22 protein-coding genes, 1 tRNA gene and 3 pseudogenes are annotated in these 17,517 nt (G+C 58.8%); 13 read left to right on the top strand and 13 right to left on the bottom strand.

The genetic code is table 11. The features are described from left to right. Positions 1–190 precede the first annotated feature (190 nt). From sohB to RIN61_RS01935, 3 genes are all read left to right on the top strand, one after another. Positions 191–1,210: a protease SohB gene (gene sohB / locus RIN61_RS01945; RefSeq protein ID WP_023662815.1), complete on the top strand. Its 1,020-nt coding sequence runs from the start codon at positions 191–193 to the stop codon at positions 1,208–1,210. Between the two features lie 154 nt (positions 1,211–1,364). Further along, positions 1,365–1,438 (top strand) — tRNA-Cys (locus RIN61_RS01940). 132 nt (positions 1,439–1,570) lie between these two features. After that, positions 1,571–2,551 (top strand): tyrosine-type recombinase/integrase, encoded by a 981-nt coding sequence (locus tag RIN61_RS01935; RefSeq protein WP_181457357.1) that lies wholly within the window; start codon positions 1,571–1,573, stop codon positions 2,549–2,551. Here RIN61_RS01935 and RIN61_RS01930 read toward each other — a convergent pair. The 4 genes and pseudogenes from RIN61_RS01930 to RIN61_RS26690 all read right to left on the bottom strand — a co-directional run. Continuing rightward, positions 2,548–2,793: a helix-turn-helix transcriptional regulator gene (locus RIN61_RS01930; protein WP_060709531.1), complete on the bottom strand. Its 246-nt coding sequence runs from the start codon at positions 2,791–2,793 to the stop codon at positions 2,548–2,550. The two genes, RIN61_RS01935 and RIN61_RS01930, sit on opposite strands and share 4 nt — an antisense overlap. Before the next feature lie 28 nt (positions 2,794–2,821). Further along, positions 2,822–3,064, bottom strand: a complete 243-nt coding sequence (locus RIN61_RS01925) for a hypothetical protein (RefSeq protein WP_061203120.1) — start codon at positions 3,062–3,064, stop codon at positions 2,822–2,824. A 9-nt stretch (positions 3,065–3,073) separates the two neighbouring features. Then, positions 3,074–3,250: a hypothetical protein gene (locus RIN61_RS01920; protein ID WP_165605144.1), complete on the bottom strand. Its 177-nt coding sequence runs from the start codon at positions 3,248–3,250 to the stop codon at positions 3,074–3,076. 276 nt (positions 3,251–3,526) lie between these two features. Continuing rightward, positions 3,527–3,604, bottom strand: a pseudogene (locus RIN61_RS26690) (hypothetical protein); the annotation flags it as partial. 89 nt (positions 3,605–3,693) lie between these two features. On the opposite strand from RIN61_RS26690, the gene RIN61_RS01910 reads away from it, so the two are divergent. The 7 genes and pseudogenes from RIN61_RS01910 to RIN61_RS26685 all read left to right on the top strand — a co-directional run. Then, on the top strand, positions 3,694–5,091 hold the full coding sequence (locus RIN61_RS01910; RefSeq protein WP_112252799.1) for a DnaB-like helicase C-terminal domain-containing protein: 1,398 nt from the start codon (positions 3,694–3,696) through the stop codon (positions 5,089–5,091). Then, entirely contained in the window at positions 5,091–5,615 is a 525-nt protein-coding gene (locus RIN61_RS01905; protein WP_313855486.1) for a PDDEXK family nuclease, read from the top strand. Before RIN61_RS01910 ends, RIN61_RS01905 begins: the two co-directional genes overlap by 1 nt. Before the next feature lie 174 nt (positions 5,616–5,789). Continuing rightward, positions 5,790–5,960 carry a DUF1382 family protein gene (locus RIN61_RS01900; protein ID WP_181457355.1) on the top strand — a complete coding sequence of 57 codons (171 nt, stop codon included), beginning with the start codon at positions 5,790–5,792 and terminating at the stop codon, positions 5,958–5,960. Next, positions 5,960–6,484 (top strand): hypothetical protein, encoded by a 525-nt coding sequence (locus tag RIN61_RS01895; protein WP_207878288.1) that lies wholly within the window; start codon positions 5,960–5,962, stop codon positions 6,482–6,484. Before RIN61_RS01900 ends, RIN61_RS01895 begins: the two co-directional genes overlap by 1 nt. Next, positions 6,477–6,638: a hypothetical protein gene (locus RIN61_RS01890; protein ID WP_181457354.1), complete on the top strand. Its 162-nt coding sequence runs from the start codon at positions 6,477–6,479 to the stop codon at positions 6,636–6,638. The genes RIN61_RS01895 and RIN61_RS01890 overlap by 8 nt, the downstream gene beginning before the upstream one ends. Further along, a complete protein-coding gene (locus RIN61_RS01885; RefSeq protein WP_112252794.1) occupies positions 6,631–7,218 on the top strand; it encodes a DUF1367 family protein in 588 nt (195 codons plus the stop codon). The genes RIN61_RS01890 and RIN61_RS01885 overlap by 8 nt, the downstream gene beginning before the upstream one ends. Beyond that, a pseudogene (locus RIN61_RS26685) lies at positions 7,215–7,544 on the top strand (NUMOD4 domain-containing protein); the annotation flags it as partial. The gene RIN61_RS01885 and the pseudogene RIN61_RS26685, both read left to right, overlap by 4 nt. A gap of 12 nt (positions 7,545–7,556) precedes the next feature. Here the strand turns inward: RIN61_RS26685 and RIN61_RS01880 are convergent. The 8 genes and pseudogenes from RIN61_RS01880 to RIN61_RS01845 form a co-directional block, all read right to left on the bottom strand. Further along, positions 7,557–8,816, bottom strand: coding sequence for a terminase (locus RIN61_RS01880; protein WP_252378337.1), 1,260 nt, complete (start codon positions 8,814–8,816; stop codon positions 7,557–7,559). Continuing rightward, positions 8,791–9,264 (bottom strand): DUF2280 domain-containing protein, encoded by a 474-nt coding sequence (locus RIN61_RS01875; RefSeq protein ID WP_313855479.1) that lies wholly within the window; start codon positions 9,262–9,264, stop codon positions 8,791–8,793. Before RIN61_RS01875 ends, RIN61_RS01880 begins: the two co-directional genes overlap by 26 nt. A 31-nt stretch (positions 9,265–9,295) precedes the next feature. Then, the gene (locus tag RIN61_RS01870; RefSeq protein WP_313855477.1) at positions 9,296–9,919 is read right to left on the bottom strand and encodes a putative metallopeptidase; all 624 of its coding nucleotides are present in this window, start codon (positions 9,917–9,919) and stop codon (positions 9,296–9,298) included. Positions 9,920–10,095: 176 nt separating this feature from the next. Continuing rightward, positions 10,096–10,329: a hypothetical protein gene (locus tag RIN61_RS01865; protein ID WP_026031959.1), complete on the bottom strand. Its 234-nt coding sequence runs from the start codon at positions 10,327–10,329 to the stop codon at positions 10,096–10,098. A gap of 487 nt (positions 10,330–10,816) precedes the next feature. Next, positions 10,817–11,008, bottom strand: coding sequence for a hypothetical protein (locus tag RIN61_RS01860; protein ID WP_112252792.1), 192 nt, complete (start codon positions 11,006–11,008; stop codon positions 10,817–10,819). Between the two features lie 1,224 nt (positions 11,009–12,232). Beyond that, a pseudogene (locus RIN61_RS01855) lies at positions 12,233–12,724 on the bottom strand (transposase); the annotation flags it as partial. Positions 12,725–12,952: 228 nt separating this feature from the next. Continuing rightward, positions 12,953–13,657: an SDR family oxidoreductase gene (locus tag RIN61_RS01850; protein ID WP_207878282.1), complete on the bottom strand. Its 705-nt coding sequence runs from the start codon at positions 13,655–13,657 to the stop codon at positions 12,953–12,955. Between the two features lie 98 nt (positions 13,658–13,755). Next, a complete protein-coding gene (locus RIN61_RS01845) occupies positions 13,756–14,649 on the bottom strand; it encodes a LysR substrate-binding domain-containing protein (RefSeq protein WP_215520639.1) in 894 nt (297 codons plus the stop codon). Positions 14,650–14,868: 219 nt separating this feature from the next. Between RIN61_RS01845 and RIN61_RS01840 the strand changes: the two genes are divergently transcribed. The 3 genes from RIN61_RS01840 (at position 14,869) to RIN61_RS01830 (ending at position 16,982) form a co-directional block, all read left to right on the top strand. Then, positions 14,869–16,083: an aldose 1-epimerase family protein gene (locus tag RIN61_RS01840; protein WP_112252789.1), complete on the top strand. Its 1,215-nt coding sequence runs from the start codon at positions 14,869–14,871 to the stop codon at positions 16,081–16,083. Between the two features lie 148 nt (positions 16,084–16,231). Then, a complete protein-coding gene (locus tag RIN61_RS01835) occupies positions 16,232–16,732 on the top strand; it encodes a hypothetical protein (protein WP_181457352.1) in 501 nt (166 codons plus the stop codon). Positions 16,733–16,742: 10 nt separating this feature from the next. Continuing rightward, on the top strand, positions 16,743–16,982 hold the full coding sequence (locus RIN61_RS01830; RefSeq protein ID WP_112252788.1) for a hypothetical protein: 240 nt from the start codon (positions 16,743–16,745) through the stop codon (positions 16,980–16,982). A gap of 66 nt (positions 16,983–17,048) precedes the next feature. Here RIN61_RS01830 and RIN61_RS01825 read toward each other — a convergent pair whose 3' ends face one another. Beyond that, entirely contained in the window at positions 17,049–17,285 is a 237-nt protein-coding gene (locus RIN61_RS01825) for a hypothetical protein (protein ID WP_112252787.1), read from the bottom strand. Between the last annotated feature and the right edge of the window lie 232 nt (positions 17,286–17,517).

The following is a 17,517-nucleotide window of genomic DNA, read 5'->3' as shown; positions in this document are numbered from 1 at the left end:
TCCGGCCTGTTGGAGGTTGCTGCGAGGTTAGGATGCGGCACACGGGCTGTCAACGAAAAAACATACAAGCGTTTGAAAAGGTTGTTTGAAAGATGTTGCCAGCGTTTACCGCGGCTGGCAGCACCTCAGGCGCAACGGTATGCTTGCTACAGTTACGCGCCGTAGTGGCGCAAGTCTTTAAGGAGTCAACGTGGAGTTTCTTGCTGAATACGCAAGCTTTCTCGCCAAAACCGCCACCCTGGTCATCGCCATCCTGATAGTGCTGTCGGCCATCGCCGGGCTGCGCGGCAAGGGCCGGCGCAAATCGGGTGGGCAATTGCAGGTCACCCGCCTGAACGAGTTCTACAAGGACCTGCGCGAGCGCCTGGAATCCGGCCTGCTCGACAAGGCCCAGCTCAAGGCCTTGCGCAAGCAGCAGGCCAAGGCGGAAAAGCGGCAGAAGAAGGGCAAGGCCGAGGAAAAGGGCCGGGTGTTCGTGCTGGACTTCGATGGCGACATCAAAGCTTCGGCCACCGAAAGCCTGCGCAACGAAATCACCGCGCTGCTGACCCTCGCCACCCCGCGTGACGAGGTGGTGCTGCGCCTGGAAAGCGGTGGCGGCCTGGTGCACAGCTACGGCCTGGCCGCGTCGCAGCTGGCGCGCATTCGCCAGGCCGGCATCCCGTTGACTGTGTGCATCGACAAGGTGGCCGCCAGCGGCGGCTACATGATGGCCTGTATCGGCGAGAAGATCGTCAGTGCGCCATTCGCCGTACTGGGCTCCATCGGCGTAGTGGCGCAGCTGCCCAATGTCAACCGCCTGCTGAAGAAGCACGACATCGATTTCGAAGTGCTGACCGCCGGTGAATACAAGCGCACCCTGACCGTGTTTGGCGAAAACACCGAGAAGGGCCGAGAGAAGTTCCAGGAAGACCTGGACATCACTCACCAGCTGTTCAAGGACTTCGTTGCCCGCTATCGCCCGCAGCTGCACATCGACGAAGTGGCCACCGGCGAAGTCTGGCTGGGCGTCGCGGCACTCAACCGCAAGCTGGTGGACGAGCTGCAGACCAGCGACGAGTACCTCAGCGAACGCGCGCGCAACGCCAACCTGTTCCACCTGCACTACGCCGAACGCAAGAGCCTGCAGGAGCGAATCGGCATGGCTGCCAGTGGCACCGTGGAGAACACAGTGGTGGGCTTGTGGAGTAAACTCGGCCGCCTGCGCTAACACCTTGAACCCGTTGAAATTTTTTTTCGTTCAGGGGGTTGCAAGGTTAAAGGAATGAAGACATAATGGCGCCCATCGAAACGCAGCAAACTTTGAAAAAGGTTCAGCGTTTCAAGGAGATAGCGAAGCGCAAGCTGCTAGATCCGACCTTTGAGGCCGAGTAGCAAAGTGGTTATGCTCCGGATTGCAAATCCGTCTACGCCGGTTCGATTCCGACCTCGGCCTCCATATTCGAAAGCCCCGCAGCCCTTGAGGTTGCGGGGTTTTTTTGTGCCTGCGGATTTTTGATTCCCACGCTTTTGGGACAATCCTGGGACACCGGAAGAAATTGCATGTCCCCGGTGTCCCCGGCAAAATCCGGTGCATGGCCACTATCGAGCAGCGCCCCAACGGGCATGGCGGACCAAGATCCGCCGAAAAGGATATCCCACTCTATCCGCGACCTTCGACACCAAGGCAGAGGCCCAGCGCTGGGCGGCCGAGATCGAGGGCGACATGTCGCGCGCGCGGTTCGTCGACATGCGAGAGGCGGAGAACACCACGCTGAAGGAAGCGCTCGACCGATACTCGCGGGAGGTGACTTCGATGAAGAAGGGAGCCAAGCAAGAGCAGACCCGCATCAACAGGTGGAAGCTGAACAAGCTGGCGAATAAAGGCCTGGCCGCGATCCGGTCAAGCGATATGGCTGCATACAGGGATGATGAGCTCAAGGAAGGGAAGTCCACCGCAACGGTCAAGCTCGACCTGGCGGTGATCAGCCACCTTTATACGGTGGCCATCAAGGACTGGGGTATTGAGGGGCTGAGCAACCCGGTGGCGAAGCTGAGGATGCCGAAGGGCGCGAAGTCTCGCGATCGGCGGCCCAGTGCCCAAGAGCTGAAGGATGTGATCAAAGCGGCAGGCGATATTCACGCTGAGATGCCGGCGATCATCGGTATCGCGGTTGAAACGGCAATGCGTCGTAGTGAGCTGCTGACGCTTCGCCGGGAGAACGTGAAGCCGAAGCACGCGATTTTGGAAGACACCAAGAACGGTAGCCGGCGCCTCGTTCCGCTATCGGTTCGTGCCCGGCAGCTGCTCGAGTCGCTTCCAGCCCGCATGGATGGCAAGGTGTTCTCGTTGGCGCCGCATTCGGTGAGTCAGTACTTCACCCGCGCGTGCAGAGCAGCCAATGTTGGCGACTTGCATTTTCACGACCTGCGGCATGAGGGCACGTCCAGGTTGTTCGAAAAGGGGCTGTCCATGATGGAAGTGAGCGCAATCACGGGGCACAAGTCCTTGAGCATGCTCAAGCGATACACGCATCTGTGCCCCGACACCCTGGCCGACAAGCTGGGCTAGCGCACGCTGGCCAACGTGGGTGGTGGTTGACGCTTTCGCCCGGGCCGGGCCGGCGCGTGCAGGCCGCTTTCGTACTCCTGCAGGAACTGACGGACAGTACTGACCCTCCAGCAAACCCTGGCGCCTTGCTTGAAAAATGGTGGCAGCCAGGCGGCGCCGGCCTGGCGCGCGCTGCGGATGGCCGATTCTGACCTGCCGAGGATCTTGGCCAGCTCCGGGATGTGGATGATTTCTGGTTCCATATAGGGCTCCTGCCGTACCCGGCGGTGATCAGTAGGATTCGACGATCTTCTTCCGCTGCTCGTGCAGCGCGTTTTCTTTTGCAAGCTGCACCTCTCGGTCAGCCAGCCACTTCCTGGCTTTGTCCTGCGCAGCCTTGGGGCTGGTGAACAGCTTCGGCTTCGGGTGCTTCACGCCTTTGCTGTCCGTGCAGAACAGACCTTTTCGCACGATGGTGACCTCCCTGACGGCGAAGTCCTCGCCCAGGGTGTAGGCCTTGAATGGGGTGATCATGTCTCGTCCTCAGGCCAAGAATTGGAATCCTGCCTTCGCCTCGCGAGCAGATTTCCGGGTTCCAAACATCAGTTTTGTTGTGCCGGCGCGGCCTTCCGATTCGTACTCGACATCAACCCACCAGTAGCCGAACTTGCGGTACGGCTCGCCGAGGATCTTCGTGACGTAGCAGTCGATCAGGTTCATGGATGGTCTCCACGCCGCCGGTCGCGGCAGGTTGGTGGTCAGGCTGCGGCTTTGCTGATCAAGCGTGGCGCGAAGTTCGTCCGCAGCTACTGCGGCGGCATCTATGGTGCTGTGGTAACCGCCGTAGTGAACCTTGCGGTTTCGAAATATCTGAACGACCCACTTGTTCTTGCGGCCATCCCAGTACACGCCTGTAACACCGCTCGCTGGCGGCTTCCTGGTAACAACTCGATGCGCTCGGTTGTCTTTCGGTGTAAGCAGCCGCAGGTTTTTCCACCGGTTGTCATCGCGTATGCGATTGATGTGGTCGACGTGGATGCTTTCGTCTGGATGCTCTGCCTGGCCAACAAGCACTGGGTTGGCCAGAACGACCGTGGCTGGACCGCCGATATTGAGTTCCTGACCCGCCAGGACAAGGTGCTCAAGGTTCTGGAGGCTCAGCAATGATCGAGACTCGCCCACTGGTCTCCGAGGAGGCCGAACACGGCGTCGTCGGCGCCCTGATGCACCAGCCTGACCTGATCGAATCTATCGGCGCCAAGGTATCCGTCCAGCACTTCTACGACCCTGATGCCGCCGACCTATTCAGCATGATCCTGGGCGCTCGGTCGGCAGGCCGACCAGTTGACCCGGTAGCCCTGTCGGACATCCGCCCAACGCTCAGCAGCGGTGAGCTCACCATCGTTCGAGCTTCTGAGCTCATGCGCTCTGTTCCGTCCGTGGCCAACGTCCATGAGTACGCCAGGATCGTTTCTGAGCGCTACAAGGCGCGCCAGATCAGCGAGATCGGGCAGTCGATCATCGATATGGCGACTCATGCGCGCCCCATCGCCGGAATCATCGCGGATGTCCAGCAAACCGTCATGACGCTAAATAGCGAAGATGACGAGCCGGACGTTATCAGCCTGGCCGAGGCCTTGGGCCCCGTCATCGATGAAATGGACGACCGCTTCAACGGACAGGGCATCAATGGCCACTCCACCGGGCTGGCTGATCTTGATGAGCTGCTGCAGGGCCTGCGCGGCTCTCACGTAATTATCATCGCCGGGCGGCCAGGGACTGGCAAAACAACCCTGGGCCTGGGGATTGCCGAGCATCTGACAATCCGCAACGGCAAGTCCGCGCTGGTGTTCTCGCTCGAGATGTCCGGCAAGGAGCTGTCGAAGCGAAGCCTGGCGTCTGCCTCGGCTGTAACGCTGGGCAACATCGACACTGGCAAGGCCATGGGTGACGGTGAGCAGATCCAGAAGATCACTGCCGCTGTCGGGCGTATGCGTGACGCCGACCTGCGTATCTGCCAGAAGGGCGGCCTTCCGCTGAGCCGCATCCGCAACATCGCGCGTTTCCAGCACAAGGCCAAGCCTTTGGACCTAATCGTCATCGACTACATCGGGCTGATCGCGCCAGAGGCAGGTAGCCGCCAGCAGAATCGCAACCTCGAGCTCGGAGCGATCAGCCGCGGGATCAAGGGCATGGCCAAGGAGCTGAACGTGCCAGTTATCGTTCTGGCCCAGCTCAACCGAAGCATCGAGACCCGCACAACCAAAAAGCCGCAGATGTCGGACCTGCGCGACTCCGGCGAGATCGAGCAGGACGCCGACATCATCCTGATCGCGCACCGGGATGCAGATTCCGATCTTGGACAAAGCGGCGTTACTGAAATCGACGTAGTGAAGCACCGCCACGCGTCGACCGGGCACTGCCTATTGCAGCACCAGGGTGAATTCGCCCGCTTCACCAACTACGCCGGATCGCGTGAACAGCAGCAGGCTTCCGCACAGCCGGCACGGCGGTCATCTCGTTCGATGCTCAACGATTTCAAGCCAGGGGGTAGCTTCTGATGGGTCAAACAATCTTCGCGCGTGGCGGCTACCTCATGCGCTCCCACTCCGAAACGCGCTGGGCCGACATGATGGACGCCCTGAATATCGACTGGCTGTACGAGCCGCGCCTGGTGAAAACCCGGCATGGCGCTTATCTGCCTGACTTTTACCTGCCTCGGGCCGGCCTGTTCGTTGAGGTGAAAGGCCCTCACCCAACGGAAATCGAGCGCGAAAAGGCCATGGACGCTAGCGCCGCGACCGGATGCCCGGTGGTTATCGCCTATGGCGATATGCAGTTCATGTTCCCAGGCGTCGGCGGTGCACGGCTGCTTGTCCTGTATGCCGGGCGCACCGTCGAGTTCAGCACTCACGAGCTGCATGGCCTGATCGAGCATGGGCTCGGGAAAGACGCATACCACGGCTACCTGCGTGTCGGCATGAAGCAGCCACACCCCGGCGCATTGCATATCTACGAAATCGCCCAGAGCTCACGGTGGCCGCTATGGACCGCAGCGTGCGAGAGCGTTACCTGGCCGGGGTGAGCCGGGAGGCCAATGCAGAGAAGACCGCCATGCACAGCCAAATGAGCCGCTGTGAATGGGCACTAACCAAGTTCGTCGAGAAGCTCAATGCTCGCAAGGAGGCAGCATGAACCGTGCACACCTGCTGGCCAAGTTGAACATCAAGCGCGCCGGGCAGCCGGCCGGGGAGGGTGTATGAGCCCGATGAAGAAGATCCGCGCCGCTCTGATTCTCGCGCAGACGTTCGCGAAGCACGGCGTGCTGTTCGTGCCGGTGATCTGCGAGACCGAGGAAGAGCACGCGCAGTTGCTCGCCCGGGTCATGAAGAAGCTCGACGAGATGGAAGCTGCCGAGGAGAAGCACTGATGGACACCAACAAGATGCGCAGTGAGCTCCGCGTTTCGGCCGAGCGCGCAATTGCTAACAACCATCCTGGCGGCAACGGCAATCCTTTCCCTGCTCTCGCCGTTCGTGCAGTCGACGTTTTGGCCCTGCTCGCGGAAATCGAGCGGTTGTCGACCAGTCGCAGCAAAAAAGAGCGAGAGCTTGAACAAGAGCTTGAAACCTGGCGCCACGGACCATTCTGCTGGACCTGCGGCGACACCGGCGACGTGCACGACATCACCGGGGAGTGGCGAGGCGAATGCGATTGCCTATCCGCCCAGCTCATCAACGCCAATCGAGAGCGCGACCAGCTCAAGGCCGAGAATGAGGCGCTGCGCACGGCACTGAGCGAGTGCATCGCTTCGCTGGCTGGCGAGATGAACCAGAAGTATGCAGGGCAGAAACCGGAAGACATGCATCCGGTAACGCTCCGCGATTACCACCGAGACATCGCGGAGCTAGCCGGATACCGGGCGGCCATGGCCAAGGAGGCATCCCATGGATAAATTCGGTCTCCTCTTCGCGCTGATCGTTGGCATCTCCATCGGCTGGGTCTGGGCACATCACACAGTCGCTGCCGAGTGTGAGCGCCTGGGCAAGTTCTACGTCGGCAAGCGCACTTTCGAGTGCGTGAAGATCGAGGAGAAGGCCAATGGCTGAGCTCGCACTGATCCGTACCTCGCATGGCCTGGTGCCGGCAACCGACGCTGACCGCGAAACCATCCAGCATTGGAAGGCTGGCCAGGTCATCCACGGCAAGTTCACCAAGATGCGCAACGCCAAATTCCACCGCAAGTTCTTCTCCATGCTGGATCTGGCATGGGAGTACTGGGAGCCTGCGGGAGGCCTTGTGCCTCGGCAGGAGCTGCGAGGCATCTGGGGCTTGGCCAAGTACTTCGAAGACCTGAACCAGCGCCCTGGGCAGCTCACAAACGCCGTGGAGTGCTACATCGCCAAGCTCGAGGCTGACCGCGCCGATCGTTTCCCAGTGGTGGACAAGAGCCGTGAGGCCTTCCGCGAGTGGGTGACCATTGAGGCTGGCCACTTTCACCTGGTGCAGACGCCAGATGGAGTGCGCAAGGAAGCCAAGTCGATCAGCTGGGCGAACATGGACGACACCGCATTCGAGCCGCTGTACCGCGACGTGTTCAACGCCTGCTGGCGGCTGGTGCTGTCGGCTCACTTCGAAACCGAGGCTGCTGCGCTGGATGCTGCCGACATGATGGGGAGCTACGCATGAAGGTCGTTAGCAAGAAGGTGCGCGATAGCGCCCGCGGCCAGGACTGCACTGTCAATGATCAGGAAGAAAGATGGCGTCCGGTTCGGGGCTTTGTAGGCCTCTACGAGGTGAGTAACCTGGGCCGCGTCCGCTCGATCAGCAGATACGTGAAGTTCGGTCGTGGCGAAAAGTTGATTGAAGGCCGGATCCTGGCTCAAAGCATGAGCGCAGGATATCCAGCGGTTTGCCTCTGCGATGGTCCCGATCAATCCAAAAGGAACATCCACCGGCTGGTCGCAGAGGCTTTCGTTCCTGGTGAGGGGGAGGTTGTCAGGCACCTTGACGGGGATCAAATGAACTCAAGGGCTGAGAACTTGGCCTGGGGCTCTCACAAAGACAATGAGGCTGACAAGGTTCGGCACGGCACAAAGCTTGAGGGGGTATTTCACCCGAACGCCAAGGTAACGCCGGATCAGGTTCGCCAGATCCGCCGGCTTCACGCGCAAAAGAACTCCCAACTGGATATCGCCAGAGTGACAGGGGTTAACCGCGGCACCGTTGGAAAGATCGTTCGCGGAGAAGCCGGCCTTCTTGAGCAGGGACAGGTCCGATTCGCTAGCGTTCTTGCTACTGGTGTTCTGGCCACTAGCGTCTGGGTACACGGAGACGCTGTGGCCAGAGAAGCGAACCTTGATCTTCTCGATCATCTCGGGCGTGTCCCGCACCGAGTGGAACTCATCCAGCGCCAGCGGCAGGCCTTCCCGGACCACGTACACGACCGCAGCCATCTTCATGACGTTGAAGTCCATGCCGATGTGCACGGCCTCACCCGGCCTGATGCGCTCACTGGTGCGACACTCGGCCCGGTCGAAGGTGTAGTACACGACTCCGGCGTAGTTCTCGAAGCCGGCCTCGTATTCCTGACGGAACGTGCGCGGGTCCATCTTGCGGCGGGCAGCGTCCAGTTCATCGGCCGGGACGTTGCCGCCCTGCAGCGAGGTGTACTGCCAGCTCTTGTGATCCGGCTCACCGCCCGGCTGCCCGTCGCGGTAGGTGTCATAGCAGTGGTTGAAGCCCTTCGGGGTCCCGATCCGCAGCGCATGCCCGCCCTTTCTCGACTCCCCGGTCTGGGGGATCTTGTACTGGCAGGTCGAGAGCATTGGCCTGAGCACTTCTTCCCAGGCTGCCCACGGGCAGTCCGCCCATTCGTCCACCAGGACGAAAAACAGGCCGGAGCCCCGCAGGTTGTCGTAATTGTCCAAGCCGACCACACGCATGATGTGGCCGGACTTGAGGGTAATCGAGCACTCGGTCTCGTTCGGCCGGGCTGCGCGCCAGGCCTCTGGGATGGCCTGCTTCAGCCGGCGCCAGAAGACCCGCTTGGCCTGCTTGAACGTCGGCGCGCCATACCATATCTCGTCCTCGACGCTCACGCCCCACTCCGCAGCCAGCCGGGCCGCGCGGCGCATCTCTGCCTTGCCGAGGAAGGTCTTGCCGAATCGACGCCCGCACACCGCATCACGGAAACGCGCCTCGGGCTGAAAGCCCCAAACGTAGATGTTCGCCTGCTTCGGCGTCAACTTCACCGGCGGGTCATAGGTACGGGGTAGTCGGGACACCTTCGTCTGGCTCCAGCTTGTACTCAGCAACGGCGTGCTGCTGGTCCGCCTGGGAGCCCAGCTTGTCGGGTTCGATCTTGCGGTTGCTGTACATGTCGCCGCATTCCTTGGCCGCCTGCTCGTACAGTTGCGCCGTCAGAGCCAGGTTCCGCATTCCTTCGGCTTTGTCAGCCATCCTATTGAGGCCGCGCAAACGGTAGGCCTTGTTGGCGATGGGAATTTCAGTGATGTCTTCGCGGAAGCGCTTGCGAGTGTCTTCGAAGAGCTGCTTCCACTTGGCGGCTAACCCCTTCCCAGAGACCTTCGTGGGGTCGTGCGACTCGATCTGCTGCCGGGTGATGGTCAAACCGAATTCCTTTTGTACCGACTCGGCCACCTGGGAAGGCGTATCGAAGCAGGCCAAGGCCTGAATTACGAAGACCTTCACCTCACTTGATAGGGCTGCCATAGGCGTTCATCCGTCCAAACCTGTCCAAAAATCAGGCCGACTTCAGTAGACAGGTTCCGCAGGCCCTCGCAATGTTGATCTTGGCCACCTCGGGCGGCCGGCTTGCAGCGTCGATCAGCTGCTGGACTTCTTCGCTGGCACCGTAGCGCCGTACCACTCCGACGAACTCTTCGACGTCATGGCCGCGCAGGTACAGCTTGGGTAGCCCGTCCTGTGTGAACTTGGGTGCGCCGTACTCATCAGTTACCTGGGCGATGTGGTACAGCTCGTGTTCGACCAGGGCGCAGAACTCAGCATCGGTGCACTGGGAGCAGTAGTCGGCGGCCAGGGTGATGAGGTAGTCCGGCTCCTCGCCGAACCATTCTCGCATCTGCTGCTCTTGCCGGGCCTTCTGCCATCCGCCAGCGCGGAACATCAGCTGCTCGGCCTGGCCAAGGACGACCCGCCCCTGTTTGGCGAACCCAGTCGATGCCCAGAGCACGCCGATGTTGGCGTCGATCAGGTGGGCGTGCTCTGGGTTATGGATGCTGCCGGTGTCGGCAAGAATCTCGGCCTTAAGCCAATCCCATATTTCAGGGGCAGGAGCCAAGCGGATACCGAAGTCGGATAGCTCGGACAGTTCAAGCAGTGACGATGGAGGATACGGCCTATCCATAGGTCACCTTGTGTTTGAAATGATGTTGCGGTGCCGGGACGGCAGGAGTCTATTCAGTGCAGGAGGGAGTACTAGCCGAAAGGCGATTGGCTCAACGCAAGCTATGCATGGTGATTGCTCCATCTGGCTGCCATGCGGCATTCCATTTCAAGCGCTCGCACGAGAGGCCGACCCGATTAGCTCTTATCATCATGCACAGTGACCCTCACTCCAGTAGCAACGATCTCGTACTCCGTTTCGGAGATCTTGTTCACGGCACCACCCATTTGCATTTCGAAATGCTTCAAGCCTTCATGTCGAACCATGCCGCTCGAAGAGCGCTCGACCGTCTCGTCTTGGTAGATGTAGATGACGTACTCGACATTATCCGTGCCAAGCCCAACTATTCTTCCAACATATTTATCTGCCATGTCCGGACTCCTTGCGTGAAGCATCAAGGTAGCCGGTGCCAACAGATCAATCCACTGCATTGAAGCGTTAATCATGAATATGATGCTGGTCTGAGCGTGAGCACGCTCATGCAGCATTGGGCGACCCGATCCGGTAGGCTCGTTCCATCGCCTCCCAGTCGGGTTGCTTCGTTGTCATGGGATACCTACTTAAACCAGCCGGTCGCCTCTACACCACAGCCATAGCAGTGCACTGCGCCACTGGCTTGGCCTGGCTTGCGCATGATGAAAAACGTTTCTGAGCCGCAGTTGCAGTGGAATGCCTCGTCACCTGGCTGCGGACCAAATGGATACTTGAAGGCGCCGCGATGGGTACCGCACTCCGGACACTCCATCTGCGTGACACCTACCGGGGCAGTCGCTACCCATTCATGCTGACAGTTCGCGCAGATGCACTCGCCGGAGGCGTGCGGCTCCTCTCGCTCCCGCCGTTTCCGCTCAACCACGTTCATTTGGCCACCATCTTGTGTGATTCGGCGTGGGCGTGGCCGTGCAACAGGCCGACCAGCAGTCCCTGCGGCAGCCCGGCATCCTTGGCTGCATCAATGGCTTTGACCAGAGCGGCATCGAACTCTGCCACCGCATGGTCGATATCCGTGCTTACCGGAAGCTCATGGCGAATTCGTGTGACGTTGCTCATGGCCAACCGTTGATCTGATGGGAAGACAATTCACCAGAACAAAAAACCGCCCGAAGGCGGCTAGCAAGTGATTTATTAGCGCTTTCCCAATTTATTGGGTGCTTCAATCAGCTCAAATGTTCTACTTCACGACTTTCGCGGATCATTTTTGACATCTTTCTCAGCAACCTTGTCGTGCCGACTATAGAGCTCTGCCTTTGAAGCCCGCTCGGTGTTGGCACCCTTACTTCCTTCCGCCCTTGGGCCTTGGGGAGATGTATTTTCGCCAGAGCTTCTTTCACCCTGGTGCGATGTTTTATCTGTCATATAAACCTCTGATGAGCCCGGTTTTCCGAGCTCAAATAAATGAATTACTCAGCGAGTGATCCATCATGTGTACGCATCTGCCTCCGGTCACTCTCCGGACCTTTATCAAGGCCTGGCTTGTCATCATCTGGGGTGTAGACTAGAGGGTAGCCAGCTTCGAGGAGCTTATGTGGTGAAAGAGCCGTACGTGGTTGGGTGCCTCTACCAACGGCGCCCAGGATAAGTCCAACCAGTCTGCTGACTACTGAACTTTTCCATATTTGAAGCTTTTTGACGTTCAGGGGAATCAGGTTCTTGTTTAGGTGTAGCGTCGGGATCGATATAGTCGTCCCTATCCTCTGGGCTAGATTTGTCCAACCCCTCACGCTTTTCTGTACCTTCTTCAACTTCCAATTCAAGTCCCGGGGATCCATTTGGTTTGGTAATGTCACTAGACATAAGTACCTCTCAATAACTCAGAAAATCTGAGCTAAAGCGAGTATGCGCCCTAAGCCTGACATAGGGTAAAATAACAGACCATCGGGACAATTAATAAGACCGGCGCAGTTCTGTGCCTCTTGAGGCCCTCTTCGGGCAATAAAAAACCCGGCTCAGTGGCCGGGTTCTGGTGTGCCACTCCTCAACACGCGCAGGAATGACAGGATGGGAGTAATTTCGCTCAGTCGCTCACTGATGTCAATAGGCGATTACGCCGCATGACTCATAAGCAAGCCCTCAACCTCTAGGATCATCCTCACCTTTTCCAGTGCCTCTTCCACCATTCCGTTCAGCTTTTCGTTGATGTCCGCCCGCCACCGGCGCCTGGTCGACTCGGGCGCTGCATCGAGGTCCCAGGTGTTCATGTCGTAGAAGCTGTCGGGAAGGATGATCACATCCTCTTCCACTGCTTCTATGCGCTTCTTCTCTGATGCTCCCGCAGCGACGGCTGAGCTGATTCAAGTTCAGGTGACGTCGCGAGGAAGCGACTGCCTGAAACTTACTGCCGTCGACCGCAACCAGGTCACCGGCAATCAAACCGGCAGCTCGACAGAACTGCACAAAAGCCCGGCATGTCGTGACGAAAGCAGCTTTGTTGTTTTTGCGGAAGTCAGCGATGGTCTTGAAGTCGGGTTTAAGCCGGTTGATCAGCCACATCACTTCGATGTTGCGCTGGCACTCGGCTTCCAGGCGCCGCGATGAACGGATGCGCTGAAAATAGCCATAGAGGTAGAGCTTCAACTGATCGGCGGGGTCATAGGCTGGGCGCCCAGTGGCCTTCGGCTGGGCTTTTTCGAAGCCGAGCAGGCCCAGATCCAGCTTGGCTACATACAGGTCGATGACCCGTACGAGGTGATCTTCAGGGATCAATTCCTCCAGCGAGACCGGGAACAGGCTGGTCTGGCTGCGAGACTCTCCTTGTATGTAGGCCATAACGAAAAAATGCTCCGTATCTTTCGATACGGAGCATTCTCTTAAAGGGCCGGGCAGATTGCTAGGTTTTCACACAGTCTGCTCGGGTGCCTTTTCTTTTGGCAGAACTGTTGAGCGCTCACCGTCCTGGAAGCGAGCTATCCTTGCTCGTCCAAGGTGGACAGCTGCATGAGCCGATAAGGGTTGCGCACGTGGCCGACCGGGATCGCCAGCTGCGTCCACGGGCGATCAAATGCTGCGTGTAACGCCGCCATCGACCCTGATGTTCTGCCCGGTGATGTAGGCCGCGCCTTCGCTAGCAAGGAACGCAATGGTCGCAGCGATCTCTTCGCTGGTGCCGTAGCGTTTGAGCGGCACGCTATCGCGGCGTTGTTCGGTGGCCGGCAAGCTGTCGATCCAGCCAGGAAGGACATTGTTGATGCGCACGTTATCGCCGGCGAAATTGTCGGCGAATATCTTGGTGAACGCGGCAAGGCCCGAGCGGAATACGGCAGAAGTCGGGAACAGCTCGCTGGGTTCGAACGCCCATGCAGTGGAGATGTTGATGATCACGCCGCTTTTCTGACGCTGCATGTAAGGCGTCACCAGGCGAGTCGGGCGAATGACATTGAGCAGGTAAGTATCCATACCCTTGTGCCAATCCTCGTCGCTGATTTCCAGGATTGGCGCGCGCGGACCATGGCCGGCGCTATTGACCAGCACATCGATACGGCCCCACTTCTCCACGACAGCGTCGACCAGGCGTTGCAGATCTTCAACCGACTGGTTGCTGCCGGTTACACCAATACCGCCAAGTTCGGTAGCCAACGCCTCGCCCTTGCCCGAAGAGGAGAGGATACCCACCTTGAAGCCCTCGGCGGCCAGGCGTCGCGCTGCCGCAGCGCCCATGCCGCTGCCACCTGCCGTGATAATCGCAACTTTTTCTACTGACATGCTGCCTCCAATCGCTCAATGCTGGTTTTTCAGGTGCATTCACCTTAGCAGCAGTCCCATTGGTGAGGGAGACAGCTAAACTTCACTATTGCGATAGATTAACTATCGGCAGCTTGTTGCTTTAGCCAGTGTTGGACGATGCTCAATGAGTCCGGCTGTTTCGTCTTGCGCGGCCAGACCAGATAAAACGACTTGTCGACCCTGAGTTGCTGGGTAAAAACCTGCATCAGCCGGCCTGCGGTAATGTCATCTCCGACGAACGCAGGGTTGGCCAAGGCAATGCCCTGGCCGCTGATTGCCGCCTCAATGGCCAATGAGGTCTGATTGAAGCGCAAGTTTCTGGCGGTGGGTTGCAGGTGATGCGGGAACAGCTCTGCAAGGAACTGAGGCCAGAAATTATGGGCATCGTGCAACATGACGAAGTCCTGCAACTGAGCAAAACTGGCAGGTATTTCGCTGCCTTCGAACAGCCTAGGGCTGGCCACCGCAACGATTCGCTGCTCCATCAGCAGCTCGCTATTCAAACCTGCTCCGAATTCGGGTTTGCCGTAGCGGACAGCGATATCCACGCCATCGGTGCTGAAGTGCGACAGTCGATCGGTTGCCAGCACACGCAAATCGATGTCTGGATGACGCTGCGCAAAATTGCCGAGCCTGGGAATCAGCCATTTCGAGGCGAAGGTAGGTGTAACGCTGACTGTCAGGTGAGAAGTCTGTGGCCTGAGCAGGCGTGTTGCCTCGTCGATCATCGCCAGTGCACTGCGGATGCTTGCGCTGTAACCCCGGCCCGCATCAGTCAACGCCAAGCCCCGGGGTAGGCGTTCAAACAAACGCAGATCCAGGCTCGCCTCCAGCCCGCGTATGTGCTGGGCAACTGCCGCCTGGGTCACGCCCAGTTCCTCGGCAGCAACACGGAAGTTCAAGCGGCGAGCCACCACTTCAAAAACACGCAACGCGTTCAGCGAGGGCAAATCAGGGAAACCGTCTGGCATGGCAATGAAAATTCTATCGAGTGGGGCAATTTTTTCTGTCTCTCTGATGCCTTCACAAGGTTGATTACCTGATCGGGTTCGAAAGATTCACTGTGCCGAGGCTACTCCCTGAAAATGGCTAGCGAAACCCGTACCGATCGAAAGCATCGCTTGGCTAGCTTGCTGAAACGTTTCTTCGTGTCTATAAAAGGGGCACAACTCCAAGAAAGGCAACCTGTCATGCCCCTCCTCAAATTCTTCGTTGCTCTCGGCGCCCTGTCCGCGGCCTCCCACACCATGGCCTGGGATTACGTTCTGCTCGACACCGACAAAGCCGCCCAGAACTGGCAGATCACCAGCCAGCAACTTGGCGTAAAAACCGACAAGCCCTTCAGCGTTACCCTGCGCACTTTGCACGGAGGCCGGCAAGAGGGTGTCAGCATCGTCGACATCGATAACGGTACGATGAAAATTTCGGTAGTGCCGACCCGCGGAATGAACGTCCTGCAGGCGTCGGTCGGTAATGTGCGCATGGGCTGGGATTCGCCGGTCAAGGAAGTGGTCAACCCGTCCTTCATCGAACTCAATGGGCGCAATGGTCTTGGCTGGCTGGAGGGTTTCAACGAACTGGTCGCCCGCTGCGGTTACGAATGGGTTGGCCACCCCGGCGTCGACAATGGCGAGCTGCTGACCCTGCACGGCCGGGCCGCCAACATACCTGCGAACAAAGTCACCCTGCACATCGATGAGAAACCACCATACGCCATCAGCTTGCGTGGTGAACTGAAAGAGCAGGCGTTCAAGAAAGTCGACTTCTCCGTCGCGACCGAACTGGTCACCGAGCCGGGCAGCGTGATGTTCGCCCTCAACGACACCCTGACCAACAACGGTGATTATCCGAAGGAATACCAAGCGCTGTATCACAGTAATTTCAGCACTCCGTTTCTGGAGGAGGGCGCACGGTTCGCCGCACCCGTGAAACAGGTGTCACCGTTCAACGACAAGGCCAGGGCCGATTTGCCTGATTGGCAAACCTACCGAGCACCCACCAGGGACTATGACGAAACGGTTTATAACGTGGTGCCGTATGCCGACGCCCAGGGCAATACGTTGGCCGTATTGCATGACAAGGCTGGCAATCTGGGCGTTTCGGTCGGCTTCAATACTCGGACACTGCCTGTATTTTCCCTGTGGAAAAATACCGATACCCAAGGCCAGGGTTATGTGACGGGGCTGGAGCCAGGGACGAGCTTCTCCTACAACCGCCGTTACCAGCGGCCACTGAATCTGGTGCCGACGATCGGGCCGAAGGAAAACAGGCAGTTCCATATCAGCTACAGCTTGTTGGCGGACAAAATGGCAGTGGACAAGGCTTTGAAGCAGGTTGGCGAGATACAAGGTGGGCACGAAACCGAGGTGCGGCAGACGCCATTGGTTGATCTGACCAAGGGGTAGCGCCGGCCGGAGCATGTCGGCCGATGCGCAAGGCATCGGCCACAAGTGCAGGTCCTCGTGAATCGTTCAAGAGAAACCCACCAAAAGACCATTTGCATCTCACCCATCGCTTGTAGAAAATCCCCCTTTTGCACGAATGGATACGCGCATGAAGGTCGAGAAGACCACGCAATACACGACGGATGAAGGGATCGTCTTCAGTCTCTCGAAAATCACACTCATGGAAAGCGATCGAGGCCGACTGCGTGAGCTGCACTTTGGTGAGGCGAAACGCGCGCATTATCAAGTCAACAGCATGGTCGTCGATATGTACGACCGGATGCAGGCCCGAAATCTGCCATGTCTGCTGACAGTCCGCATTTCCAATCCACTGACTCGACAGCAGGCTGATGCCATCAACACCGTGCGAGGCAACGTTGCCAAGGGGATCGCTGCGGCCTCCGGTGGTGCTGCCGGGAAGGTGGGCGCGTTGGCAGGGCCGGTCATTGGCTGGGCCTCGGGTGCAGTCGTGACGACAGGTATGAACTGGTACTTGAAAGGGGCGTTGCCTAGCTTGCATGCAGGTGATGTGCTGATCAGTATCGAGGGAGAGGTTCATGGCGGGATTGGCCCACAACGCTCTGGCGTGACGCTGGTCATCAAGGTCTGAGGAATTGCACATGCCCTACATCCTGCAGACGGTCGCCCTGATGATGCTGGGCGCGATCCTCGTTCAGTTTTTAAAACCATACCGGCTGCGCAAGTGGCTGGGTCTGGTACTACTTGCAGCAGGACTGGTCGGGATCTTCAGCGTCGGCCAGCAGCAGGTCCTGGGTTTTGACTTGGAGCTGCTGACGTTGCTAGCTGTGCCGTTGGGCGTAGTATTGTTCCTGACGCGCCGGCGGTTCACGGACATGTGAGGCCAAGGAGGTGCCTGTAGAGTGCCGGCTGGTCGGCGTCCAGGCCGGTGATGAACTCGGTACACGCTAGCCTTCAGGCGGGCACCTCCCGCACACGAACTCATCCGATCCCAGGCGGTGTGAGCCGAACTCCACAACATAGCCAACCCCGCGGCACTCCGCCTCGGCCCTGGCAGTCTTCTGGTCGGCATAAACATCGACGAAATGCCAGGGATGCCGGTCTCTCAGTACGCCCCATCCAAGCACCCAGCCGTCATTGTCCGGATCGGGTGGCAGGTTTTTCGCCAAGCTGCGGATGCTCATGTTCACTCCGGGGGGCTAACCAGCTCTGCTTATGTAGCAACCTAAACTCAAGACCTGGATAAAACCGTGAATGAGGCATCGCATTTCGGCTCCAGCAACACGGGCCTGTCGAATAGCGTACAGCCATTGGCGATGCTGATGGGCCCGCCGCTGGCCTTCTCAAGGCGAGCCCATAAGCCGAGGTCGTGGATTACTATACGCGTAGCGGTGCAGGGTTGATGAAGGCTGAGTT

Source organism: Pseudomonas inefficax, assembly GCF_032164165.1.
Classification (GTDB): domain Bacteria; phylum Pseudomonadota; class Gammaproteobacteria; order Pseudomonadales; family Pseudomonadaceae; genus Aquipseudomonas; species Aquipseudomonas inefficax.
This window is presented reverse-complemented; position numbering and strand designations above follow the sequence as displayed.